This window comes from Deltaproteobacteria bacterium (assembly GCA_019308905.1).
Classification (GTDB): Bacteria; Desulfobacterota; BSN033; order WVXP01; family WVXP01; genus JAFDHF01.
The window spans coordinates 114,680-132,628 of the sequence record JAFDHF010000004.1 but is presented as its reverse complement, the minus strand read 5'-3'; the positions used below and the strand labels follow the sequence as shown (position 1 = coordinate 132,628).

Annotated in this window: 13 protein-coding genes; 8 read left to right on the top strand and 5 right to left on the bottom strand. The window is 57.9% G+C overall.

All coding sequences use genetic code 11. From position 1 onward, the window contains the following. Window positions 1-6 precede the first annotated feature (6 nt). Window positions 7-1,773, bottom strand: coding sequence for an aldehyde ferredoxin oxidoreductase family protein (locus JRJ26_03045; protein ID MBW2056453.1), 1,767 nt, complete (start codon window positions 1,771-1,773; stop codon window positions 7-9). A gap of 327 nt (window positions 1,774-2,100) precedes the next feature. Here JRJ26_03045 and cls point away from each other — a divergent pair, with 327 nt between their 5' ends. From cls to JRJ26_03010, 7 genes are all read left to right on the top strand, one after another. Continuing rightward, entirely contained in the window at window positions 2,101-3,561 is a 1,461-nt protein-coding gene (gene cls / locus JRJ26_03040) for a cardiolipin synthase (protein MBW2056452.1), read from the top strand. A gap of 167 nt (window positions 3,562-3,728) precedes the next feature. Further along, entirely contained in the window at window positions 3,729-4,466 is a 738-nt protein-coding gene (locus JRJ26_03035) for an endonuclease/exonuclease/phosphatase family protein (protein ID MBW2056451.1), read from the top strand. Window positions 4,467-4,757: 291 nt separating this feature from the next. Continuing rightward, window positions 4,758-6,515 (top strand): PAS domain-containing protein, encoded by a 1,758-nt coding sequence (locus JRJ26_03030; protein ID MBW2056450.1) that lies wholly within the window; start codon window positions 4,758-4,760, stop codon window positions 6,513-6,515. Between the two features lie 105 nt (window positions 6,516-6,620). Further along, window positions 6,621-7,076 carry a carbon monoxide dehydrogenase subunit G gene (locus JRJ26_03025; protein ID MBW2056449.1) on the top strand — a complete coding sequence of 152 codons (456 nt, stop codon included), beginning with the start codon at window positions 6,621-6,623 and terminating at the stop codon, window positions 7,074-7,076. An 81-nt stretch (window positions 7,077-7,157) separates the two neighbouring features. Beyond that, window positions 7,158-8,024 (top strand): xanthine dehydrogenase family protein subunit M, encoded by an 867-nt coding sequence (locus JRJ26_03020; protein MBW2056448.1) that lies wholly within the window; start codon window positions 7,158-7,160, stop codon window positions 8,022-8,024. Further along, window positions 8,021-8,500 (top strand): (2Fe-2S)-binding protein, encoded by a 480-nt coding sequence (locus tag JRJ26_03015; protein MBW2056447.1) that lies wholly within the window; start codon window positions 8,021-8,023, stop codon window positions 8,498-8,500. The genes JRJ26_03020 and JRJ26_03015 overlap by 4 nt, the downstream gene beginning before the upstream one ends. Then, window positions 8,497-10,794: a molybdopterin-dependent oxidoreductase gene (locus JRJ26_03010; GenBank protein MBW2056446.1), complete on the top strand. Its 2,298-nt coding sequence runs from the start codon at window positions 8,497-8,499 to the stop codon at window positions 10,792-10,794. Before JRJ26_03015 ends, JRJ26_03010 begins: the two co-directional genes overlap by 4 nt. 10 nt (window positions 10,795-10,804) lie before the next feature. Here the strand turns inward: JRJ26_03010 and JRJ26_03005 are convergent, their stop codons facing one another. The 3 genes from JRJ26_03005 to trpS all read right to left on the bottom strand — a co-directional run bounded on the left by JRJ26_03005 (window position 10,805) and on the right by trpS (window position 14,013). After that, window positions 10,805-11,173 carry a hypothetical protein gene (locus JRJ26_03005; protein MBW2056445.1) on the bottom strand — a complete coding sequence of 123 codons (369 nt, stop codon included), beginning with the start codon at window positions 11,171-11,173 and terminating at the stop codon, window positions 10,805-10,807. A 717-nt stretch (window positions 11,174-11,890) separates the two neighbouring features. Further along, window positions 11,891-12,853, bottom strand: coding sequence for a YIP1 family protein (locus JRJ26_03000; protein ID MBW2056444.1), 963 nt, complete (start codon window positions 12,851-12,853; stop codon window positions 11,891-11,893). Window positions 12,854-13,029: 176 nt separating this feature from the next. Then, window positions 13,030-14,013, bottom strand: coding sequence for a tryptophan--tRNA ligase (gene trpS / locus JRJ26_02995; protein MBW2056443.1), 984 nt, complete (start codon window positions 14,011-14,013; stop codon window positions 13,030-13,032). A 1,221-nt stretch (window positions 14,014-15,234) separates the two neighbouring features. Between trpS and JRJ26_02990 the strand changes: the two genes are divergently transcribed. Next, a complete protein-coding gene (locus JRJ26_02990; protein MBW2056442.1) occupies window positions 15,235-15,948 on the top strand; it encodes an AAA family ATPase in 714 nt (237 codons plus the stop codon). A gap of 624 nt (window positions 15,949-16,572) precedes the next feature. On the opposite strand, the gene JRJ26_02985 is transcribed toward JRJ26_02990, so the two are convergent. Then, window positions 16,573-17,907 (bottom strand): acetyl ornithine aminotransferase family protein, encoded by a 1,335-nt coding sequence (locus JRJ26_02985; GenBank protein ID MBW2056441.1) that lies wholly within the window; start codon window positions 17,905-17,907, stop codon window positions 16,573-16,575. Window positions 17,908-17,949 lie beyond the last annotated feature (42 nt).

Here is a 17,949-nt window from a genome sequence, read left to right as displayed (position 1 = left end):
AAGGTGCTAGACCTCGGGCAAAGGAGGGGGAATACCCTGGTCGTCCCATCCCCGGGCGTCGTAATACTCGTCGAGCATTACCTCCAGGTCCTCTCTCCGGATGGTCTTCTTGTTTCTGCCGAGAGCTTCCTGGAAAAACCGGTTGGGGAGTCGATCATCGGCCCGCACTACACCCTCGCGGATATTGAACCACCTGGCCCCGTTCGAAACATTTGCGGCCACTTGCCTGAGGTTTTCTGTTCCGAGTTTCAACCCTGTGGCGGAGTGGAGGAGAAGCGAGATGTCTTCCCAATCGATCAGATCCTTGTAGAACCTGCAGAGGATTAGCGTATCAAAGAGGGTCATCCGATCCTCTTCCTCCACGAAGATCCCGGCCTTGCCACCGATCTGGTCGGGATCGACACGACCGGAGATTTCGGACTTGTAGAATGTCGCCCTGAGATGGCAGGCCCCGCGGTCCGATGTCGCGTAAGAAAGGCCCATTCCCTTCAGAACCCGGGGTTCATAGCCCGCAGGCTCCAGGCCCTTGACGTGCACCGCGAGTTCCTCGAGCCCCCATGCTCTGCTCGCTTCCACGATACCCTGGGACAAGACCGCACCGATACCCTCGCGGAGTGCGATTTTTTCGAGGAGTGCCGCGATGCCGTCCACATCGCCGTAGTCGAGTCGCTCCGGAATCGCTCCCCTTCTGGAAGCTTCGATGGTGAAGGCTGCGAGGTTTCCCGCCGAGATGGTGTCCAGGCCGAGGCGGTCGCAGATATCGTTGAGGTAGATGATCTCCTCGATGCTGTCGATCATGCAGAGACCTCCGAAGGCGTAGATCGTCTCATATTCCGGCCCGCCTATGCGGAGGCCTCTATGCCGTCCCTCCCTGACCTCCGAGAGATTACCGCAGGCCATGAAACAGTGGGGGCACTGGATGGGTTCGACCTTGCACCGCTCGAGCAGGCTCTCGGCGGTGATGTTCTCCCAGCCATCAAGGGTTCCCTCGGACCAGTACCTTGTGGGGAACCCCCCCATCATGTTCATTATGGAGACGAGCATGGGGGTCCCGAGTCTCCTGAAGGAGCGGGCGACGGGGTTATCCCTAACTCTGTTCCGTGTCTTGTCCCAGAATGCCCCGAGCAGATCGGGACGGGCCGCCTCCCGCCTCTTGTCTCCGTGGAAGACCAGGGCCTTGATTCTCTTTGAGCCCAGTACGGCGCCGACTCCTGTCCTCCCTGCAGACCGCCAGTATCCCGATTCCAGAACGGAAAACCTTACGCCCCTCTCGGCAGCCGGCCCGATCACGACGGCTCGCGCCCCATCAGCACCCACGGCCTTCAGCACGTGGTCTTCCGCCTCGTAGGTGGACTTACCCCACACCTGACAGCCGTCGTGGAACCTGACATCACTGGAGGAAATCTCCAAGAAGACAGGGTCCGGTGATGCATCTTCCAGAATCACGGCATCGTAGCCGGTTCTGCTCAGGGATATGGCGACGTCGCCTCCGGAGTAAGACTCGGAATAGATCCCCGTCTGGGGAGACTTGGTATAGACCCCGTAACGGCTCGAGCCGTGAACCCGCAGATCGGTGGCACAACCCGTGGAGAAAATCACGCGATTCTCGGGGGAGAGAGGATCGATCCCGGGCGGGTTGTGTTTCAGCAACAGATAGGTTCCCAGGCCCTTGCCTCCAAGATAAGTCTCGAAAACCCTATCGGGGATCTCTTCGACCGTCGACTTGCCTGATCCCGCGTTGATCCGGAGGACCCGATTGAAAAACCCTTTCATTGGAATCTCCTGCAGGTCTCTCAATTCTAACGGAAGCCCCCCTCCATTTCAAGGAAGGGCCCGGTCCAGCCATCCGAGATGTGTCTCCTCCCCATGGCTTTCCCGAGGGGAGGCGGGCGGCGGGCCGAGGGGCACGAGGTGGAAAGAACCCGGACAGAAGCGGCCCGGGTCCGCGGCTGAGCCGGTCTTGACCCGTCCTCCGGGGACATATACAATGCACAGAGCCCGCCCTTCTGCGTGCCGGGAGGGGGAGAAGTGCCGGTAAGGCTCTTCGCTTGCCTGCTCTCCAGGCAGGAGGGTCGTTGCGGGTGGGAGCCGGGGAGACAAATGACGGAACTGATCAGCCGGATAGCCGTCTTTGCAGTGCCTGCACACGCGGTTGTCGTGATCGCCCTGTCGGTTCGTGTCGTCATGATGCGCAGGCCGGTGGGAGTCTCCCTGGCGTGGCTGATTCTGATCTTTGTTCTACCCTTTGCAGGAGCGGGACTATATCTCCTTATCGGCGAGCGACGCATGGGGAGGCGGAGGGCCGAACGCGCCGCGGCCCTCCGAGAGGAGTACGAGGGATGGCTCCGTGGGCTGTCGCGGAATACCCGTGTGGACTGGTCGGACGTGGGGCCCAGGGGAGCTCCAGTAAATCGTCTTGCCGAGGCGACACTCGGGATTCCTGCAATGGCCGGGAACAGGCTGGAGTTGATCGATGGAGCGGAGCCTATACTCGGTTCTATCGTCGAAGACATCGGCCGGGCCAGGCATACCTGTCACATGGAGTTCTACATCTGGAACGAGGGAGGAATGGCCGACGAAGTCTCCAGAGCCCTGATCAGGGCCGCGCAGAGAGGCGTGACCTGCAGGGTTCTCATCGATTCGGTGGGCAGTGCCGCTTTCCTGAGGAGCGAAGGGGCGAAGCGCCTGCTGGAAAACGGCGTCGAGTTGGTGGCTGCCCTTCCTGTAGGACTGGTGAGGATGGTCTTTGTCCGCCTCGACTTGCGTATCCACCGGAAGATCGTGGTCATAGACGGCGAGATCGCCTATACGGGAAGCCTCAACCTCGTGGATCCTCGTTTTTTCAAACGCGAGGCGGGGGTCGGGCCCTGGGTCGACGCGATGGTGCGGGTTGAAGGGCCAGCGGTACAGGCGCTCGACCTGATATTCATGTGGGATTGGCAAGTCGAGACAGGAGAGGATATCAAGGGTCTGAGCGATCCGAAGGACTTCAAAACCTTCCCCGATGGGGGGGAGGCAAACGTTCAGGTGGTCCCCTCCGGCCCCGGTTACACGAGTGATACAATCCACCAGTTGCTCCTCATGTCCCTCTACACCGCTCGTGAAGAGTTGGTCATGACAACGCCCTACTTCGTGCCCGACGAGTCGGTACTCACCGCCCTGGAATCCGCCGCACTGAGGGGGGTCGAGGTTACGATCATCGTGCCGGAAAGGGTCGATTCGCGATTGATCAGGTATGCGAGCCGTTCGTATTTCAAGGATCTCCTTGCCTCGGGGGTGCGGATTCTCCGCTTTCATGGAGGGCTTTTGCACACCAAGAGCATCACCATCGACAGGGAAATCGCCCTCTTCGGTACGGTGAACCTCGATATGCGTAGTTTCTGGCTCGATTTCGAGGTGACCCTCTTTGTCTTTGACCGGGATTTCGGTTCCCGACTCCGGGCCCTTCAGCAGGGCTACGCCGACAGGGCGGTACCCATCGACCTGGAAACCTGGCGAAGACGTCCCGCCTGGAGCCGCTTTGTCGAGAACGCGGCCCAACTGCTGAGCCCGCTCCTCTGAAAGGCATCCGCAAGATGGAGGGCCGTTGCCCGAGGCTCCGTTGCCGCCGGCGGTCTGCCCGGGGAGCCGGAGTGGTCTCTGTCAGCCTCTTCCAATTTTGCCTCAAGAGCATTATCATAATAATTGCAGTGGTCACCGGATAGGGCTAGGCAGGGCAAGAGGGTAATATGCGATTTCTTCTTTACAATATTCGCTATGGGGCCGGCATAGGAAAGCAGTTTCACCTTCCAGTGCCCTACAGCGGCTATCTCAAGCATACACAGGACAATCTGAAGAAGATATTGGTCTTCATAAAGTCGCTGAATCCGGATATCATAGGGTTGCTCGAGGTGGACAGCGGGTCTTTCAGGTCTGACAGGTGCAACCAGGCTGAGGCCATTGCCCGTGCGATGAAATACCATCATGTCTACCAGTCCAAGTATTCTGCGGCCTCGATGGCCCAGAAGGTTCCGGTACTCAATAAACAGGGCAATGCAATCCTGACGAAACAGGAAATCAGGTCCCAGAGATTTCACTATTTCCGCGAAGGTATCAAGCGTCTTGTGATTGAAGTCGAGTTGGACAGGGTTTCGATCTTCCTGGTTCATCTTTCTGTTAAATTCCGGCACCGCCAGTATCAGCTCCAGGATCTCCACGGCATGGTCGAGAATGTCAGGAAGCCCGTCATAGTTGCGGGAGATTTCAACGTCTTCTGGGGCGACAGGGAACTCCAGCTCTTCCTTGCCGCCACAGGGCTGAAAAACGCCAATGGCCGGGGCCAACCTTCCCATCCGAGCCGGTCTCCACGGAGGCAGCTCGACTACATTTTCCACAGTCCCGAGGTACGGGTCACCGGTTTTCAGATTCCCCGGGTCAGATTATCCGACCATGCACCCCTTGTCTGTGATTTTGAGATTGTCCCCTGAGAAGGTGTCCCGGCATCCGTGGAGATCCTTGAGGCCGCGGTGGACTGTGAGCCGGTGCGTTCGGGCTTGTCCCGTGATCAAGAGGGAAGGGCTTGCCTTTTCTCTCCGGCCGCACCCTGGTCTTTTTTGCGATCAGGGACTTACTCTCCAAGGGGGTTTGTTGTAGATTCCCCTTTGTAAGGTGGATCTGCCTGTGGGGGACTGACCGGAAACGATGAGTGGAGCTCTCCCATCCGCGGGCGGTCCTCTTCCAACAGGGCCATGGACCGATCCGAATTCCAGGAGTGTTAGATGAAGCACGGGGACGTGAAAGAAGGAGACCTCAAGATTGAACTGGCGGCGCTGCGCCGACGGGTTGCACGGTTGGAGCGATTGGAGGCTGAATGGAGGAAGACGGAGAAGGCGCTTCGTGAGAGCGAAGAGAGATATGCACTGGCCACCAGCGCCGGCCATGTGGGGACGTGGGACTGGAACCTGGAGACCAACGAGATCTATATCGATCCGAACCTGAAAGCCATGCTGGGCTATAAGGATAATGAGATCCGGAACCACCTCGATGACTGGGGGAGGTTTGTTCACCCCGATGACGTGGAAGAGGTGATGCGCAAAGCGGAAGCGCATCTGAAGGGTTCGGCACCGCTCTACGAGGTGGCTCACCGGATGTTGCACAAGGACGGGAGCGTCCGCTGGTTTCTCGCCCGAGGAACCGCTATGCGCGACGGCAATGGAAAACCATACCGTGTGGTAGGGACAGACACGGACATCACCGAGCGGAAGAGGGTCGAGGAGGAACTGAGAAGGCACCGAGAGCACCTCGAGGAACTTGTCGAGGCGAGGACGGCAGAACTCCGCAAGACCAACGAGCGGCTCCAGCGGGAAATCGCGGAACGGAAACAGACGGAAGAGCAACTTCTCTGGTCCCAGAAGATGGAGACCGTTGGCCGCCTGGCCGGAGGGATAGCCCATGATTTCAACAACCTTCTCGTCACCATCCAGGGCAATACCGAACTCGTTATGATGGAGCCAGGTCTCGAGGAGTGGGTAAGAAACCGTCTCGAGGAGGTCTTCAAAGCTTGCAGCCGAGCCGCTAAGCTGACACAGCAACTACTGACCTTCTCGCGGCGCCAGATAGTCGAACCAAAGGTGGTCAATCTGAACAAGATCATTCTGGACATGGGCAAGATGCTTCCCCGGCTCATAGGTGAAGACGTGGAAGTGGTCAGTCTGCCCGGAGAGGCCCTGGGAATGGTCAAGGTCGATCCAGGCCAACTGGAACAGGTTATCGTCAACCTCGCCGTGAATGCGCGGGATGCCATGCCGCAAGGGGGAAGACTGACCATCGAGACGGCCAACGTGACCCTTGACGAGGGTTATGCCCGGCAGCACCCCGGTGTCACTCCCGGCGGGTATGTGATGCTGGCCATCAGCGACACCGGGGCCGGCATGGCCGACGAAGTGAAGGAGCACATTTTTGAGCCCTTTTTCACTACCAAGGACGTGGGTAAGGGAACGGGCCTCGGGCTTGCCACCTGCTACGGGATCGTAAAGCAGAGCGGGGGGAATATATGGGTCTACAGCGAGCCGGGCCTGGGTACTACATTCAAGATATACCTGCCCCGTATCGACGGACAGGGCGAGGCGATGGAGCGGCACAGCCGGGAAGGTTACCCGCCCAGGGGTTCAGAGACCGTGCTCCTCGTTGAAGACGAGTTGTCCGTGCGGAACGTGACGGCTGGTACACTCCGGGCACAGGGATACACGGTCCTGGAAGCGAGCGACGGCAAGGAAGCCCTCGCTGTAGCCAGACAACACCGAGACAGGAGAATCGATCTTCTCCTCACCGACGTCGTGATGCCGCAGATGGGGGGTAGGGCCCTGGCCGAGCGCCTCCTGGCCGAACGGCCTGACACAAAGGTGCTTTTCTTCTCGGGCTATCCGGGCGAGGCCATTGTTCATCACGGGGTGTTGGATCGGGGGTCTGCCTTCCTTCAGAAACCCTTCTCACCTGCCGGGCTGGCATGGAAGGTCAGGGAGGTGCTCGACGGCTGAGCAGATCTCCCTGCCGGGTCGAACAAAAGGTCCTGGTCCCTGGACCGCGGGGGGTAAAAGTAATATTCTTTTGAAAACTCAGGAAGAGAAAGGTGACTGTGAAAGATGCTTGTTGAAGAGAGATTCCGTGTCAAGGCACCGATTCAAGAGGTCTGGGACTTCCTTGTCGATCCGGAAAAGATCGGTCCCTGTGTCCCGGGGTGCGAGAAGATCGAAGTGGTCGGTGAGAACGTCTACGAGAGCTCTGTGAAAGTGAAGGTCGGTGTCATATCCCTGACCATGAAATCGAGGACCACCCTCACGGAGGTCGACCCCCCCCGGCATCTGAAGTCGGTCACCGAAGGCCGCGATGCCCTCAAGGCCGGGACGCTTTACCAGGAGAGCGTGGTGGATCTCAGCGAAGTCTCTGAAAACGAAGTGGAGATCTCCTATTCGGCGAATACGCGTGTGGTCGGAAAACTCGCCACCTTTGGTGAGAAGGTGATGAGGGCGACCGCCAAGAAACTCGGCGAGGAGTTTGCAAGGAACATCCAAGCCGGAATCGGGAAGACAGGGGAGTGATCTGCCCGAGGGTTCGCTTTTCTCCAAACAGGGTTGAGGCGCCCGCTGCAAGGGGCGGCACCTCGGAACGCGGGTAGGATAATGAGAGACTTCGATTACCTTTGCCCTCAGAGTCTTAAGGAGGCTCTGGCTTTTCTCGAGGAACACGGCGAGAACTGCAGGATCATTGCCGGCGGCCAGTCCCTGCTCAATATCCTGAAGCAGGGACTCATTGCCCCGGAGGTTCTGGTCGACATCAAGAGCATTCCAGAGCTCGACTATGTCCGCTGTGATGAGGCGGGCCAGCTCAGGGTCGGTGCGGTAACGACGCATCGTGCCCTCGAACTCTCTCCCCTTGTCAGAGAGAGATTCGGTGTTCTGGCCGATATGGAGCAACATCTGGCAAGCGTCCAGATCCGGAACTGGGGAACCATCGGCGGGAACCTCTGCATTGCAGATCCCACAGGAGACCCGGCACCTCCCCTGATAGCCATGGGCGGGCAGGTCACAATAGCTTCCACACAGGGGGAGAGGTCTCTTGCCATCCGAGACCTCTTTGTGGACTACTACGAAACCGTTGTCAAGCCCCAGGAGCTTCTGACGGAGATCGTGGTCCCTCCCCTGCCTGAGCGCTCGGCTGTGACGTACGCTAAATTCCGCAACGTCGAGGGGGATTCACCGATCGTTGGGGCAGCGGTCTTCCTGGAAGTCGATCCGGACGGGTCCTGCCTGGACGTTAGGATCGCACTTGGGGGGGTGGCACCGACACCCGTACGGGCGGAAAAGGCCGAAGGGATCCTCAGGGGGAAGTTCCCCGGTGACGGGCTGATTGAAAAAGCTGCAGAAGCCGTGGCAGATGATATTTCCCCGATCCCTGATATCGTGGCTTCTGAGGAATACAAAGAAAAGGTGGCCCGCGTCCTGGTCAAACGGATGCTCAGGGAAGCCCGGGAGAGGTTGAAAGGATGAAGAAGATTCTCAAGGTACTGGTAAACGGAGAGCCCCGCGAGGTTGCGGTGAGTCCCAAGACGACATTGGTGGAAATGCTGCGCAACGAGCTCGGCCTCACAGGAACCAAACGGGCCTGCAACAGCGGAGCCTGTGGTTCATGCACGGTCCTTGTCGATGGGAAAGCCGTCAACTCGTGTTCCGTCCTCGCCCTCCAGGTTCAAGGAAGGCAGATCACCACTATCGAGGGGCTTGCAGAGGGTGCAAGGCTTCATCCCATTCAGGAGGCCTTTCTGGACCATGGCGGGCTGCAGTGCGGGTTTTGCACTCCTGGGATGATAATGGCCGCCAAGGCCCTGTTGGATGAAAATCCCCATCCCTCCAGGCAGGCCATCAAGGAGGCGATTGCCGGGAACCTGTGCCGATGCACGGGGTATGTGAGGATCGTGGATTCGATAGCCCTCGCCGCCCGCAGGATGAAGGAGGCCGGAAGATGAGCACCTATTCCCACATCGGTAAGGCGATTCGCCGGGTGGACGGTGTTGAAAAGGTCACGGGAAGGGCCAGGTATACGGTGGATATCCGGCTGCCCGGAATGCTGTACGGCAAGCTCTTGAGAAGCCCCCATCCCCATGCAAGAATCCTTCACATCGATACGGGGAAGGCGCGGAAGCTTGGAGGGGTCCGGGGGGTGATCACGGCGGAGGACACTCGAAAGATCGCCTACGGGAACTGGAGGCGCTATCCCCACCTCATGGACGAGTATCCCCTGACCCCGGACAAGGCCCGGTTTATCGGTGACGAGGTTGCCGCTGTGGCTGCGATTGATGAAGATACAGCAGAGGAGGCCCTGACCCTGATCGATGTGGAATACGAGGTTCTTCCCGCTGTATTCGATCCGGAAGAGGCCATGAAGGAGGGGGCTCCGCAGATTCACGAGGGCCCCACGGTAAAGAACAACGTGAGTGAAACGCGACACATCGAGTTCGGCGACGTTGACGAGGGCTTCAAGGTGTGTGATGCGGTCCGGGAAGACGTTTTTGATATTCACGCCGTCGCCCATGCGGCCATGGAGCCCCACAATTCTGTGGCCCAGTATGACCTCCAGGGAAGGCTCACCATATGGACCGGGACCCAGGTCCCCTACTTCATTCAGATCCTGCTGGCCCAGACCCTGGGGATGAAAGAGGGCGATATTCGGGTGATTCGGCCCCATGTGGGCGGGGGATGGGGAGGCAAGATGGAGTTGTTCAAGGACCAGTACTGTGCCGCCCATCTCTCGATGGTTACCGGAAGGCCTGTCAAGATCGAATACACCCGTGAAGAGGAGTTCGCCTGCACCCGCCACCGTACGGCCATGAAGTACTATGTAAAGACAGGATTCAACGAGGATGGAACCCTGGTGGCCAAGGAGTGCAAGGCGATTCTCGACGGAGGAGCCTATAACGCCATGGGTCCCACGGCCCTCTATCTCACAGGGTTTTTCCAGAATTTCCCTTACACGATTCCGAACTATCGGTACGATGGGTATCATGTCTACACGAACAAGTCTCCTTCATCAGCCATGAGGGGTTTTGGGGGACCCCAGGCGGAGTTTACCTGCGACTCGCAGATCGACATGATCGCCGAACAACTGGGCATGGATCCGGCTGAAATCCGTCTGAAAAACGGCATGGAGCCCGGCCACGAGATCAAGGGGTACTGCAAGGTGACGAGCTGTGGGTTCAAGGAGTGTATGGACCGTGTCATGGAGAGTACCCGATGGAAAGAGAAGCGGGGCCGACTTCCGCGCGGGAAGGGGATCGGCATGGGCTGCTATGGCTTCATGTCAGGGGGGGTTTTCAACTGGATCGACACCCCCTATGCTTTCTCTGCCGCCATGGTTCGTATCGGCCGGGATGGAATGGTCGATGTCTACGTGGGTTCCTCCGAGATCGGACAGGGGTCTGACACGGTCATGGCTCAGATTGCGGCCGAGGAGCTGGGAATCCCCATGGACTATGTGCGGGTGACCTCTGGAGACACCCTGGTGTGTCCGCCAGACCTCGGAGCCTGGGGGAGCCGGCAGACCCTCATGACAGGGAATGCCGTGAAGATGGCGGCGCGGGACGCCAAGCAGAAGCTCCTCGATGTGGCAGCGGGGATGATGGGACCGAATATCGTGTACGAACTCGATGCAAAGGACGGGAGGATATTCCTCAGGGAGCGTCCCGAAAGGGGGGTGCCTTACCAGGATGTGGTAAAGGTGGCCGTGCGGAGCAACCACGGACAGGCGATCGTGGGCAGGGGCCACTATACGCCTCACGGGAAGGGGATGGTCTCACCGGCATTTTCCTTTGGTGCCCAGGTGGCGGAGGTTGAGGTGGACGAGGAGACGGGCAGGGTCTCGCTCGTCCAGGTGACCACGGCTCACGACTGCGGGCAGGTGATCAATCAGCTCGGGGTCGAGGGACAGCTCGAAGGGGCATTTGTCATGGGACAGGGGTATGTCCTGTCTGAGAACCTTATTACGGACGAGGGGATGGTACTCAACCCGTCCTTTGTCGATTACAAACTGATGCGGGCGACCGATGTACCGGACAATTTTACCTCCCTTTTGGTCGAGACCCACGAGCCGGAGGGTCCTTTTGGTGCCAAGGAGGCTGGAGAGGGACTGACCAACCCCAGCGCCGGATGTATCGCCAATGCGATCTACGATGCTGTAGGGGTGAGAATCTGCGACCTGCCGATCACGCCGGAAAAGGTCCTCAAGGCTCTTGAGGAGCAGAGAAAAGGGAAGCGAAAAGAATAGCCGGTCCGTCTCAAAGCCTTTCCCGGATCCATCCCTCGGTTCTCCTGTCGATAGGGTACCAGGCGCTCACGATGAGTGCTCCCCCCGCTTTGAACACGGCTTCTTCCAGGAACCTATCCGGGATGCCGACCTGGAGAAAGTGAGGAATCTGCTGATCGCCCCGGTTCTCAACCAGGGCCAGGCTCGCCTTGCATCCCCAGACATGGATACAGAAGAAGTACTCCTGCTTTACGGGAGTCGATTCCGGGCAGATGTGGGTTTTGCCCGGAGGTCTATCTCTCGCCTCTGCTGCAATCTCAGGCGTGAGGTCCCACCGGATTCTGTCCTTGATTCTTTTTACCTCTTCCAGGGTCCACACGGGATTCCTCCCCGGTCCCACCGGAGCTCCTCCCCTTTCCTCGACAAGGCCCTGAAAAGGGCAGAGATCTCAGGCTCCTCCCTTTGAGCAGAAGATTGGAGGAGTCGAGGGCCGTGCCGGGAAAGAGGGGCTCGCGGTTGGAGTCGGACCGACGGGATCTCTGCTCGGCCCCGAGATAGCCGCGGTAAGTTCTGGAAAAGCAGAGGTAGTAGTGCCTCCCTCGAAACAGCGGGCACGAACGGCAGAGCTGTTCGGAAAAAACACATCGCATCTTCTGTTTGGCCATATCGATTTTCCCCGGTCCTTTCCGAAAAGGGAAAGGCCTCCTTGGACGTCTCCTCGCCCCTGGGATGATCGCCGTCCAATTACCGCAACAAGGAGATTAACACGAACGGGCAGAAGGGATCAACGGTCCGCCCGGGCAGCTTCACACCATTGGATATTGCCCCTCTTACCGGTTTGAATCGGAGATTGTTGGAGGGAAGAGGGATTCGAACAAGGGGGCAGGGGTGGAATAAGATGGTTTCTGCGTGGCGGGGGAGGTCAAGATTCAAAACCGAGTGGAGTTTCCTGAGTTTTCGGCCGAGGATTCTTGCAGGTTCGCGGGTGGGGAATTCCTGCCCCTTCCCCGCTCTAAAGGCGGGGCTTTCCCCTCCCCGCTCACCCTTGATGGGTACCCCACCGCTTCCGCAATGTCGCTCGGAGGCAAGGTGTTCTCCAAAAGTCAGGAAACTCCAGTCAAAACCGAAGGGTGACCCCCGGGCTCTTGAAGATGATGGGGATCATTATCAGAAAGATGGCCACGACAAAACCGAGAAGTACCAGCAGGGGGAGGAAAATGGCGAAGGCCGCCCTCCCGCTTGATATTTCATGGGATTCCCGGAGACCGATGATTTGGATGACAGGTGTCCATATCGTACCGGCTATGCCTCCGAGCAATGGGACAACCGCGAGGATCTGGGTGCTCATCGCGTATGCCACGACCCTGAAGGTGGCCTCAAATCCCTTCCTGTTTCCTCTGACGATCATCAGGCAGACGTGGAGAATCCCGCTGCCCACAAAGACGTAGATTATGGTGAGCAGGGGAAGGCCGATGGCAGAAGCAATGAGCACGGGAACACCGAAATTCCCAAGACCCTGGGGCTGGAAGATGCGGCCCAGCAGAAGCATCATGAGAAACTCGTAAACAAGGCCGATCAACCCCCCCAGCACGCCCATCACGATGGCGAAGATCAGCGGGTGGAGGAGTCCCTTCCCGATAGGCATCCGGGAGTAGAAACGGGAAGGATGGAAGAGCACCTCACCGATTGTGCCGAAAAGAGCCCTGAGAAACCCCAGATCATCCATCTCTTCCCACGGGCACCGGGGTTCGGTAGAGATTCGGCTCGATCCTGGTGGAACCCCCTCCTCAGGTTCCGGTTTGCCTCCTTGAGGGGCGGGGGCCTCCTCTTCGTGGAAGACGCGGTCGATCCTCACTCTGGCGCCGATCTGTTCCAGGTGGTAGGCGAAGGACTGGGCCTTCTCGAGAGAGATTCCCCTCTTGACAACGGTGGGAGCCCTTTGAACGAGGCTTTCCGCTTGCCGGGGCGTCAGCCTGAAGCGCTGCTGAAGGCCGAGGATGAGCTTCTCGCGGGAAGACTCGCTGGCCGGTCCCAAAAGCACGACCCGGCATGCAGGCTCGCTCTGATTGGATCCGTGCAAAGGCGGCTCCTTTTCTGGCCTGGGATTTCCCTTCTTGATAAACCAAATAGCCTATTTTCGCAACTCTTTTTTGTGGCGGCCCCGGGCGAGTCACGGGCATCTCCCCGCCGGTGGGGAAGATTTGGAAAGGGTTGCTTCCCCGTTCCTGGTGCCTCTGGGTTGCCTTTCCACTCTTTCTACTTGGAAGGGGTAAGACCCATCCTGTCTCTGACCTCGTTCATCACCGCCGAGGCTATCGCCCGGCAGCGATCGGCCCCCTCGGCCAGGGTCTCCTTGACAGAGCCGATATCGCCCTGGAGCTCGAGAGCCCTCTGCTGGATGGGAGCGAGGTGGGCCACCATGTTTTTCCATAGAATTCTCTTGCAGTCTATGCACCCTATGGCGGCTTTCCGGCAATCACGGGCCACCTGCTTGACCTCTTGGGTGTTCGAGAAGGCCCGATGGAGGCTGTAGATGTTGCACTTTTTTGGATTACCCGGATCGTGGCGTCTCACTCTGCCGACATCGGTCACGGCCGTGCGAAGCTTTTCCCAAATCGCATCAGGGGATTCGAGCATGCCGATATAGTTGTTCATGCTCTTGGACATCTTCTGTTTTCCGTCGAGGCCGAGTATCTTTGGGGTCTTGGACTCCAGGACCTGGGGTTCGGGGAAGACCTGGCCGAATCTGGAATTGAATCTCCGGGCGATCTCGCGGGTCAGCTCGACGTGCTGGTACTGGTCCTTTCCCACAGGGACGTAGCCGGCCTTGTATATCAGGATGTCCGCAGCCTGGAGCACGGGGTAGTCGAGCAGCCCCATGTTCACGTTCTTGCGATGCTGTCTTGCCTTCTGCTTGAACTGGGTCATCCTTTCAAGGTCTCCCACCGGGGTCAAGCAGTTGAATATCCAGGCGAGTTCCGTGTGCTGCTGGACATGGGATTGGACGAAGAGGGCACACTTTTCCTTTGTCAGGCCGCAGGCGATGTTTATCAAAGCCGTGTCGAGGATCCTTTGCTGCATGAGGAGGGGTTCATACTCGATTGAGATGGCATGGTAGTCCACAATGCAGTAAATGCAATCGTAGGACTCGGTGAGTTTCACCCAGTTCTGAATCGCCCCGAGATAGTTTCCTATGTGGATCTCCCCTGTGGGCTGAATTCCGCTGAAAATCCTTTCCATTTTTCCCTCCGTCCTCAAAAAAAGGCCATGGACTGCGCCCATGGCCCTTGCCTGAATCCTGTCTTGCTCCCTACCCTCCAGAAGGCCCAGGGCCAAGAATTGAGCATCTGAACGAATACCACCACAGTATCGAAAATCTCATAAAAATGCGTTCTCCACCCCTTTGCAAGGACTTCACATTATCCGTTATCAAGAGAAATGTCAAGAAAGCATTGGGGTCAAGCATTGGGGTCAAGCATTGGGGTCAGGTCTTGAATTATCAGTTTTCGCCGGCACACTTCCCCCAGGGTTTCCGCTTCCCTGCCTCCGGTGGTCGGTTTCGTGTACGGTGATGGGAGTCACCGAGTTGCGGCCTGGCAAGGCCGCGCGGCGCGGCCTTGTAGGTGGAAGGCCTACCCAGGTAGGCGCAAATCTTGTTTTTTGGAAGCATCTCGGGCATGGTCAGGGTGCGCCAATGGAGCCGGGCTTGAAAATTGACTTTTCTCCTGATCTGGCACCCTCGTACTTCTCATGCTCTCCTCCCCAAATCTCTTCAGGATCGCTGGGTCCGGTTGCTACGAGAATTGTTGACAGCGTCCTGTTGGCAGTCCTGAGTTCTCTATTGTAGCCTTACGGCAGAGGACCTAAGGAAGGGAGAAAGAGGGGGACACGACTTATGGTGGAAATTGTGAGAAACACGGGCGTCGTTAAGGTTCGCGAAGGTTGAAGCCGGACACCCATTGGCTTGGTCCCATGGCCTTCTTTGGGCGAATTGACTAACCCTGGTTTCTGAACTAGATTGGAAAATGCAAGATCTGAGCCCATTGGAAAGAAGCTCAGAGGGTCACTACGCCGGATCGTCTTAACGCGGCGAGGCTGGTCCAGGCCAGCGGATAGACGACAGGGTCTCCAGACGGGGATCAAGGGGCTGCAAGAGCGCGGTCCGGTTGTCTGCGTTTGGAAAATACCGTTGCGGCTCTGCATCCCAACGGCAGCAAAGGGAAACGCCTCACGGACGGGATACTTAGAGCGGTGCGGGATAAGAAATGGCCGAGGAGATTGCCAACTACATCGTTACCCCACACGCGGTTGGGTAGTTGTGGGGAATTTTGGTGACCCTTCATATTTGGGCAACAGCCCGTCAAGGGCTGACCCCCGGATACGGATAGAGGGTTTGAGTTCTACGCCTGAGATTTCCTCGTACGAGCAAGGAAATGTGGGCTGAGAAGGCTAAATTTCTCCTTGAAAGAAGGAGAAATATTCGCTATATTCTCCTTCCAGAAAGGAGAAACCGGGATGACAGTTACTGAACCAGACTCGGCCTACCTCCGCCAGAGAGCCGTCGAGCAACTACTCAACTCTTTCAGTAGTCCCTTTCCGCCAATGACCCCCCGCCGACTAGCCGGGCGCGTGACGCTACCTGGTAAGGCAACGGCTATTGTTGGTATGCGCCGCGCAGGTAAGACGACGTTCTTGAACCAGATCAGGCAAGCGTGGGTCGAGCGGGGAATTGCCCGGGAGCGGCTTCCGTATCTGAACTTTGAGGATGAACGGCTCGTCGGATTCAGCGTTGAGCATTTCTCCTTGGTAGTTGAGGAATACTATCGCCGATTTCCCGCTCTGCGCGGCCGTGAAACGGTCCTCTGGTGCTTGGATGAGATCCAAGTGGTGCATGGATGGGAGCGGTTTGTACGCCGACTTCTCGACACCGAGAAGGTCGAAGTGTTTGTCAGCGGCTCGTCGGCAGCTTTGCTTTCTCGCGAAGTTGCAACGTCCATGCGTGGCCGTGCGTGGGAGGTAAGGATCTTTTCTTTCGGCTTCGAGGAATACCTTCGCCACCATGGCAGGCGGTTGCCCGGCGGAGATCGAAGTTCCCCTAAGGTCTTTGCGTTGTTCAGCACGCGAAGCTTTCGCAAAGCAGTCTTTTGGCCGTCCCGCGGCAGCCGCTTGGAGTAGATACGCGGATAGATCTTCCGGGTCTCATCAGCCTTGAAGGATTTGATCACAACATAAAGTATGTAGCGAATCTCGCTAAGGGTCAGGCGCTACAACAAGAAGCCAGGGCCACCGGTTACAAAAGTTTACAAGCCGTAAGATTTGGCGGCGCCGGCTTTTCTGCAATGGCTGAGACAGAAGATCGGGTCACCCGTTGGTTGCAGCCTGGCAAAGTAATCGTGATCTCATAATCCGGACCACGTCTTGTTTCCTGCAACCATTTTAGTGCGAGAGTCAACAACAGGACCGTCTCGCATCAATCCCCGAGACGGGACGACCTGGGTAAGTCGGCTACACAGCTTCCTCTGATCACCAGGTAGATGAGCTCGATGTTTCACGAAAACCTTCTTGTGTTTATATTGTCACCTACATACAAGAATGACCGGAGTGTTAACCCATTTCTTGATCAGGGTTTTGCTCTGCGTCCTGGACGGTATCTAGGTCGGTTGGAATTCCAGGAAATTCGGTCTATCGATAAGTCCACTTGAGGGACCGCTGAGCTGCCCCAGCTCCAAGGATGCTGGGGATGGACGTGGAGCAGAGTGTTCGGTCCGTTGAACTGAAGGCCCCTCCGGAGACTCCATACTATGACTGGGAAACGGAGGCCGCCTCAATCGACTCCCTGAGAATCGAGAGCCCCAGGTCGGCTTCCTCCCGGCTCAGCACAAGGGGCGGGCATATGCGAATTGCACTGGCACCGCACTCAAGCAGGATGAGCCCCTTCTGGTAAGCCTTCTTGATGATCTCCTTCCGCCTGTCAGGGTCGACGGTCTTGGTCTTTTTGTCCTTTACGATTTCGATACCTATCATCAGCCCCTTTCCCCGCACGTCGCCAATGATTTCGTAATGCTCCTGCATCTCTCTGAGCCGGTCGAGTATCCATCGGCCCACCTGGGCGGCACTGTCGATGAGCCCGCCGGTGAGGAGGTCGATGGTTTCGAGGCTCGCCACACAGGAGAGTGGGTTTCCTCCGAAGGTCGTCCCGTGGGCACCTGGCTCCCAAGCCAAAACGTCCTCCCTGGCGAGCATGATGCCGATGGGCAATCCAGAGGCGATCCCCTTGGCCAGACAGATGATATCCGGCTCGACCTCCCAGTGCTCCACCGCGAAGAACCGGCCGGTTCGGCCCGCCCCTGTCTGTATCTCATCCGCGATAAGAAGGATCCCGAACTCCCGGGTGAGCTCTCTCAAAGCGGGCAGAAATTCCGGTGGTGGGACGATATAGCCCCCTTCCCCCTGGATGGGTTCCACGATTATGGCGGCGACGTCCTCCGGGGAGATTACCTTTTGGAAGAGTACCTCCCTGATGTACGTGAGGCAGTAAAGCCCGCATTCTTCGCGGGCCAGATGAAAGGGACACCGGTAACAGTACGGAAAATGAGCGAAGTAGACCTCCGGGAGAAGAGGGCCCATGTGCTTTCTGTGGGTGACCTTGCTCGCACTGACCGACATGGCTCCGAGGGTCCTTCCGTGAAAAGATCCTGTGAAGGAGATTATCGCCCCTCTTTTGGTCTTGTACCTTGCTACCTTTAGGGCCGCCTCGATCGATTCGGTCCCCGAGTTTCCCAGAAAAACCCTCATGGGAGTCTCTCCGGGGGCCAGTGCCGTGATCTTCTCTGCAAGGCGGACCTCGGCATCAAAGAAGAGCAGAGGACCCACGTGGAGGAACCTGCCGAGCTGGTCTTGCACCGCCTTGACCACCCTGGGATGGCAGGACCCGGTGCTGAGCACGGCTATGCCTCCCATGAAATCGAGAAAGCGGTTTCCGTCCACATCTTCGATAAAGGCCCCCTCCGCCTTTTCTGCAACGAATTCGAGGGTGAAGGGTCCCTGGGGGTAGCGGTACTTCTTGTTCCGCTCCAATAGGTCCCTGGCACGGGGGCCGGGAAGTTCGGTGGCGATAAGGGGTTTTTTCTCCATGCTCGTTCCTTTCTTTATGATTTCTATAAGAGACCGATCCTT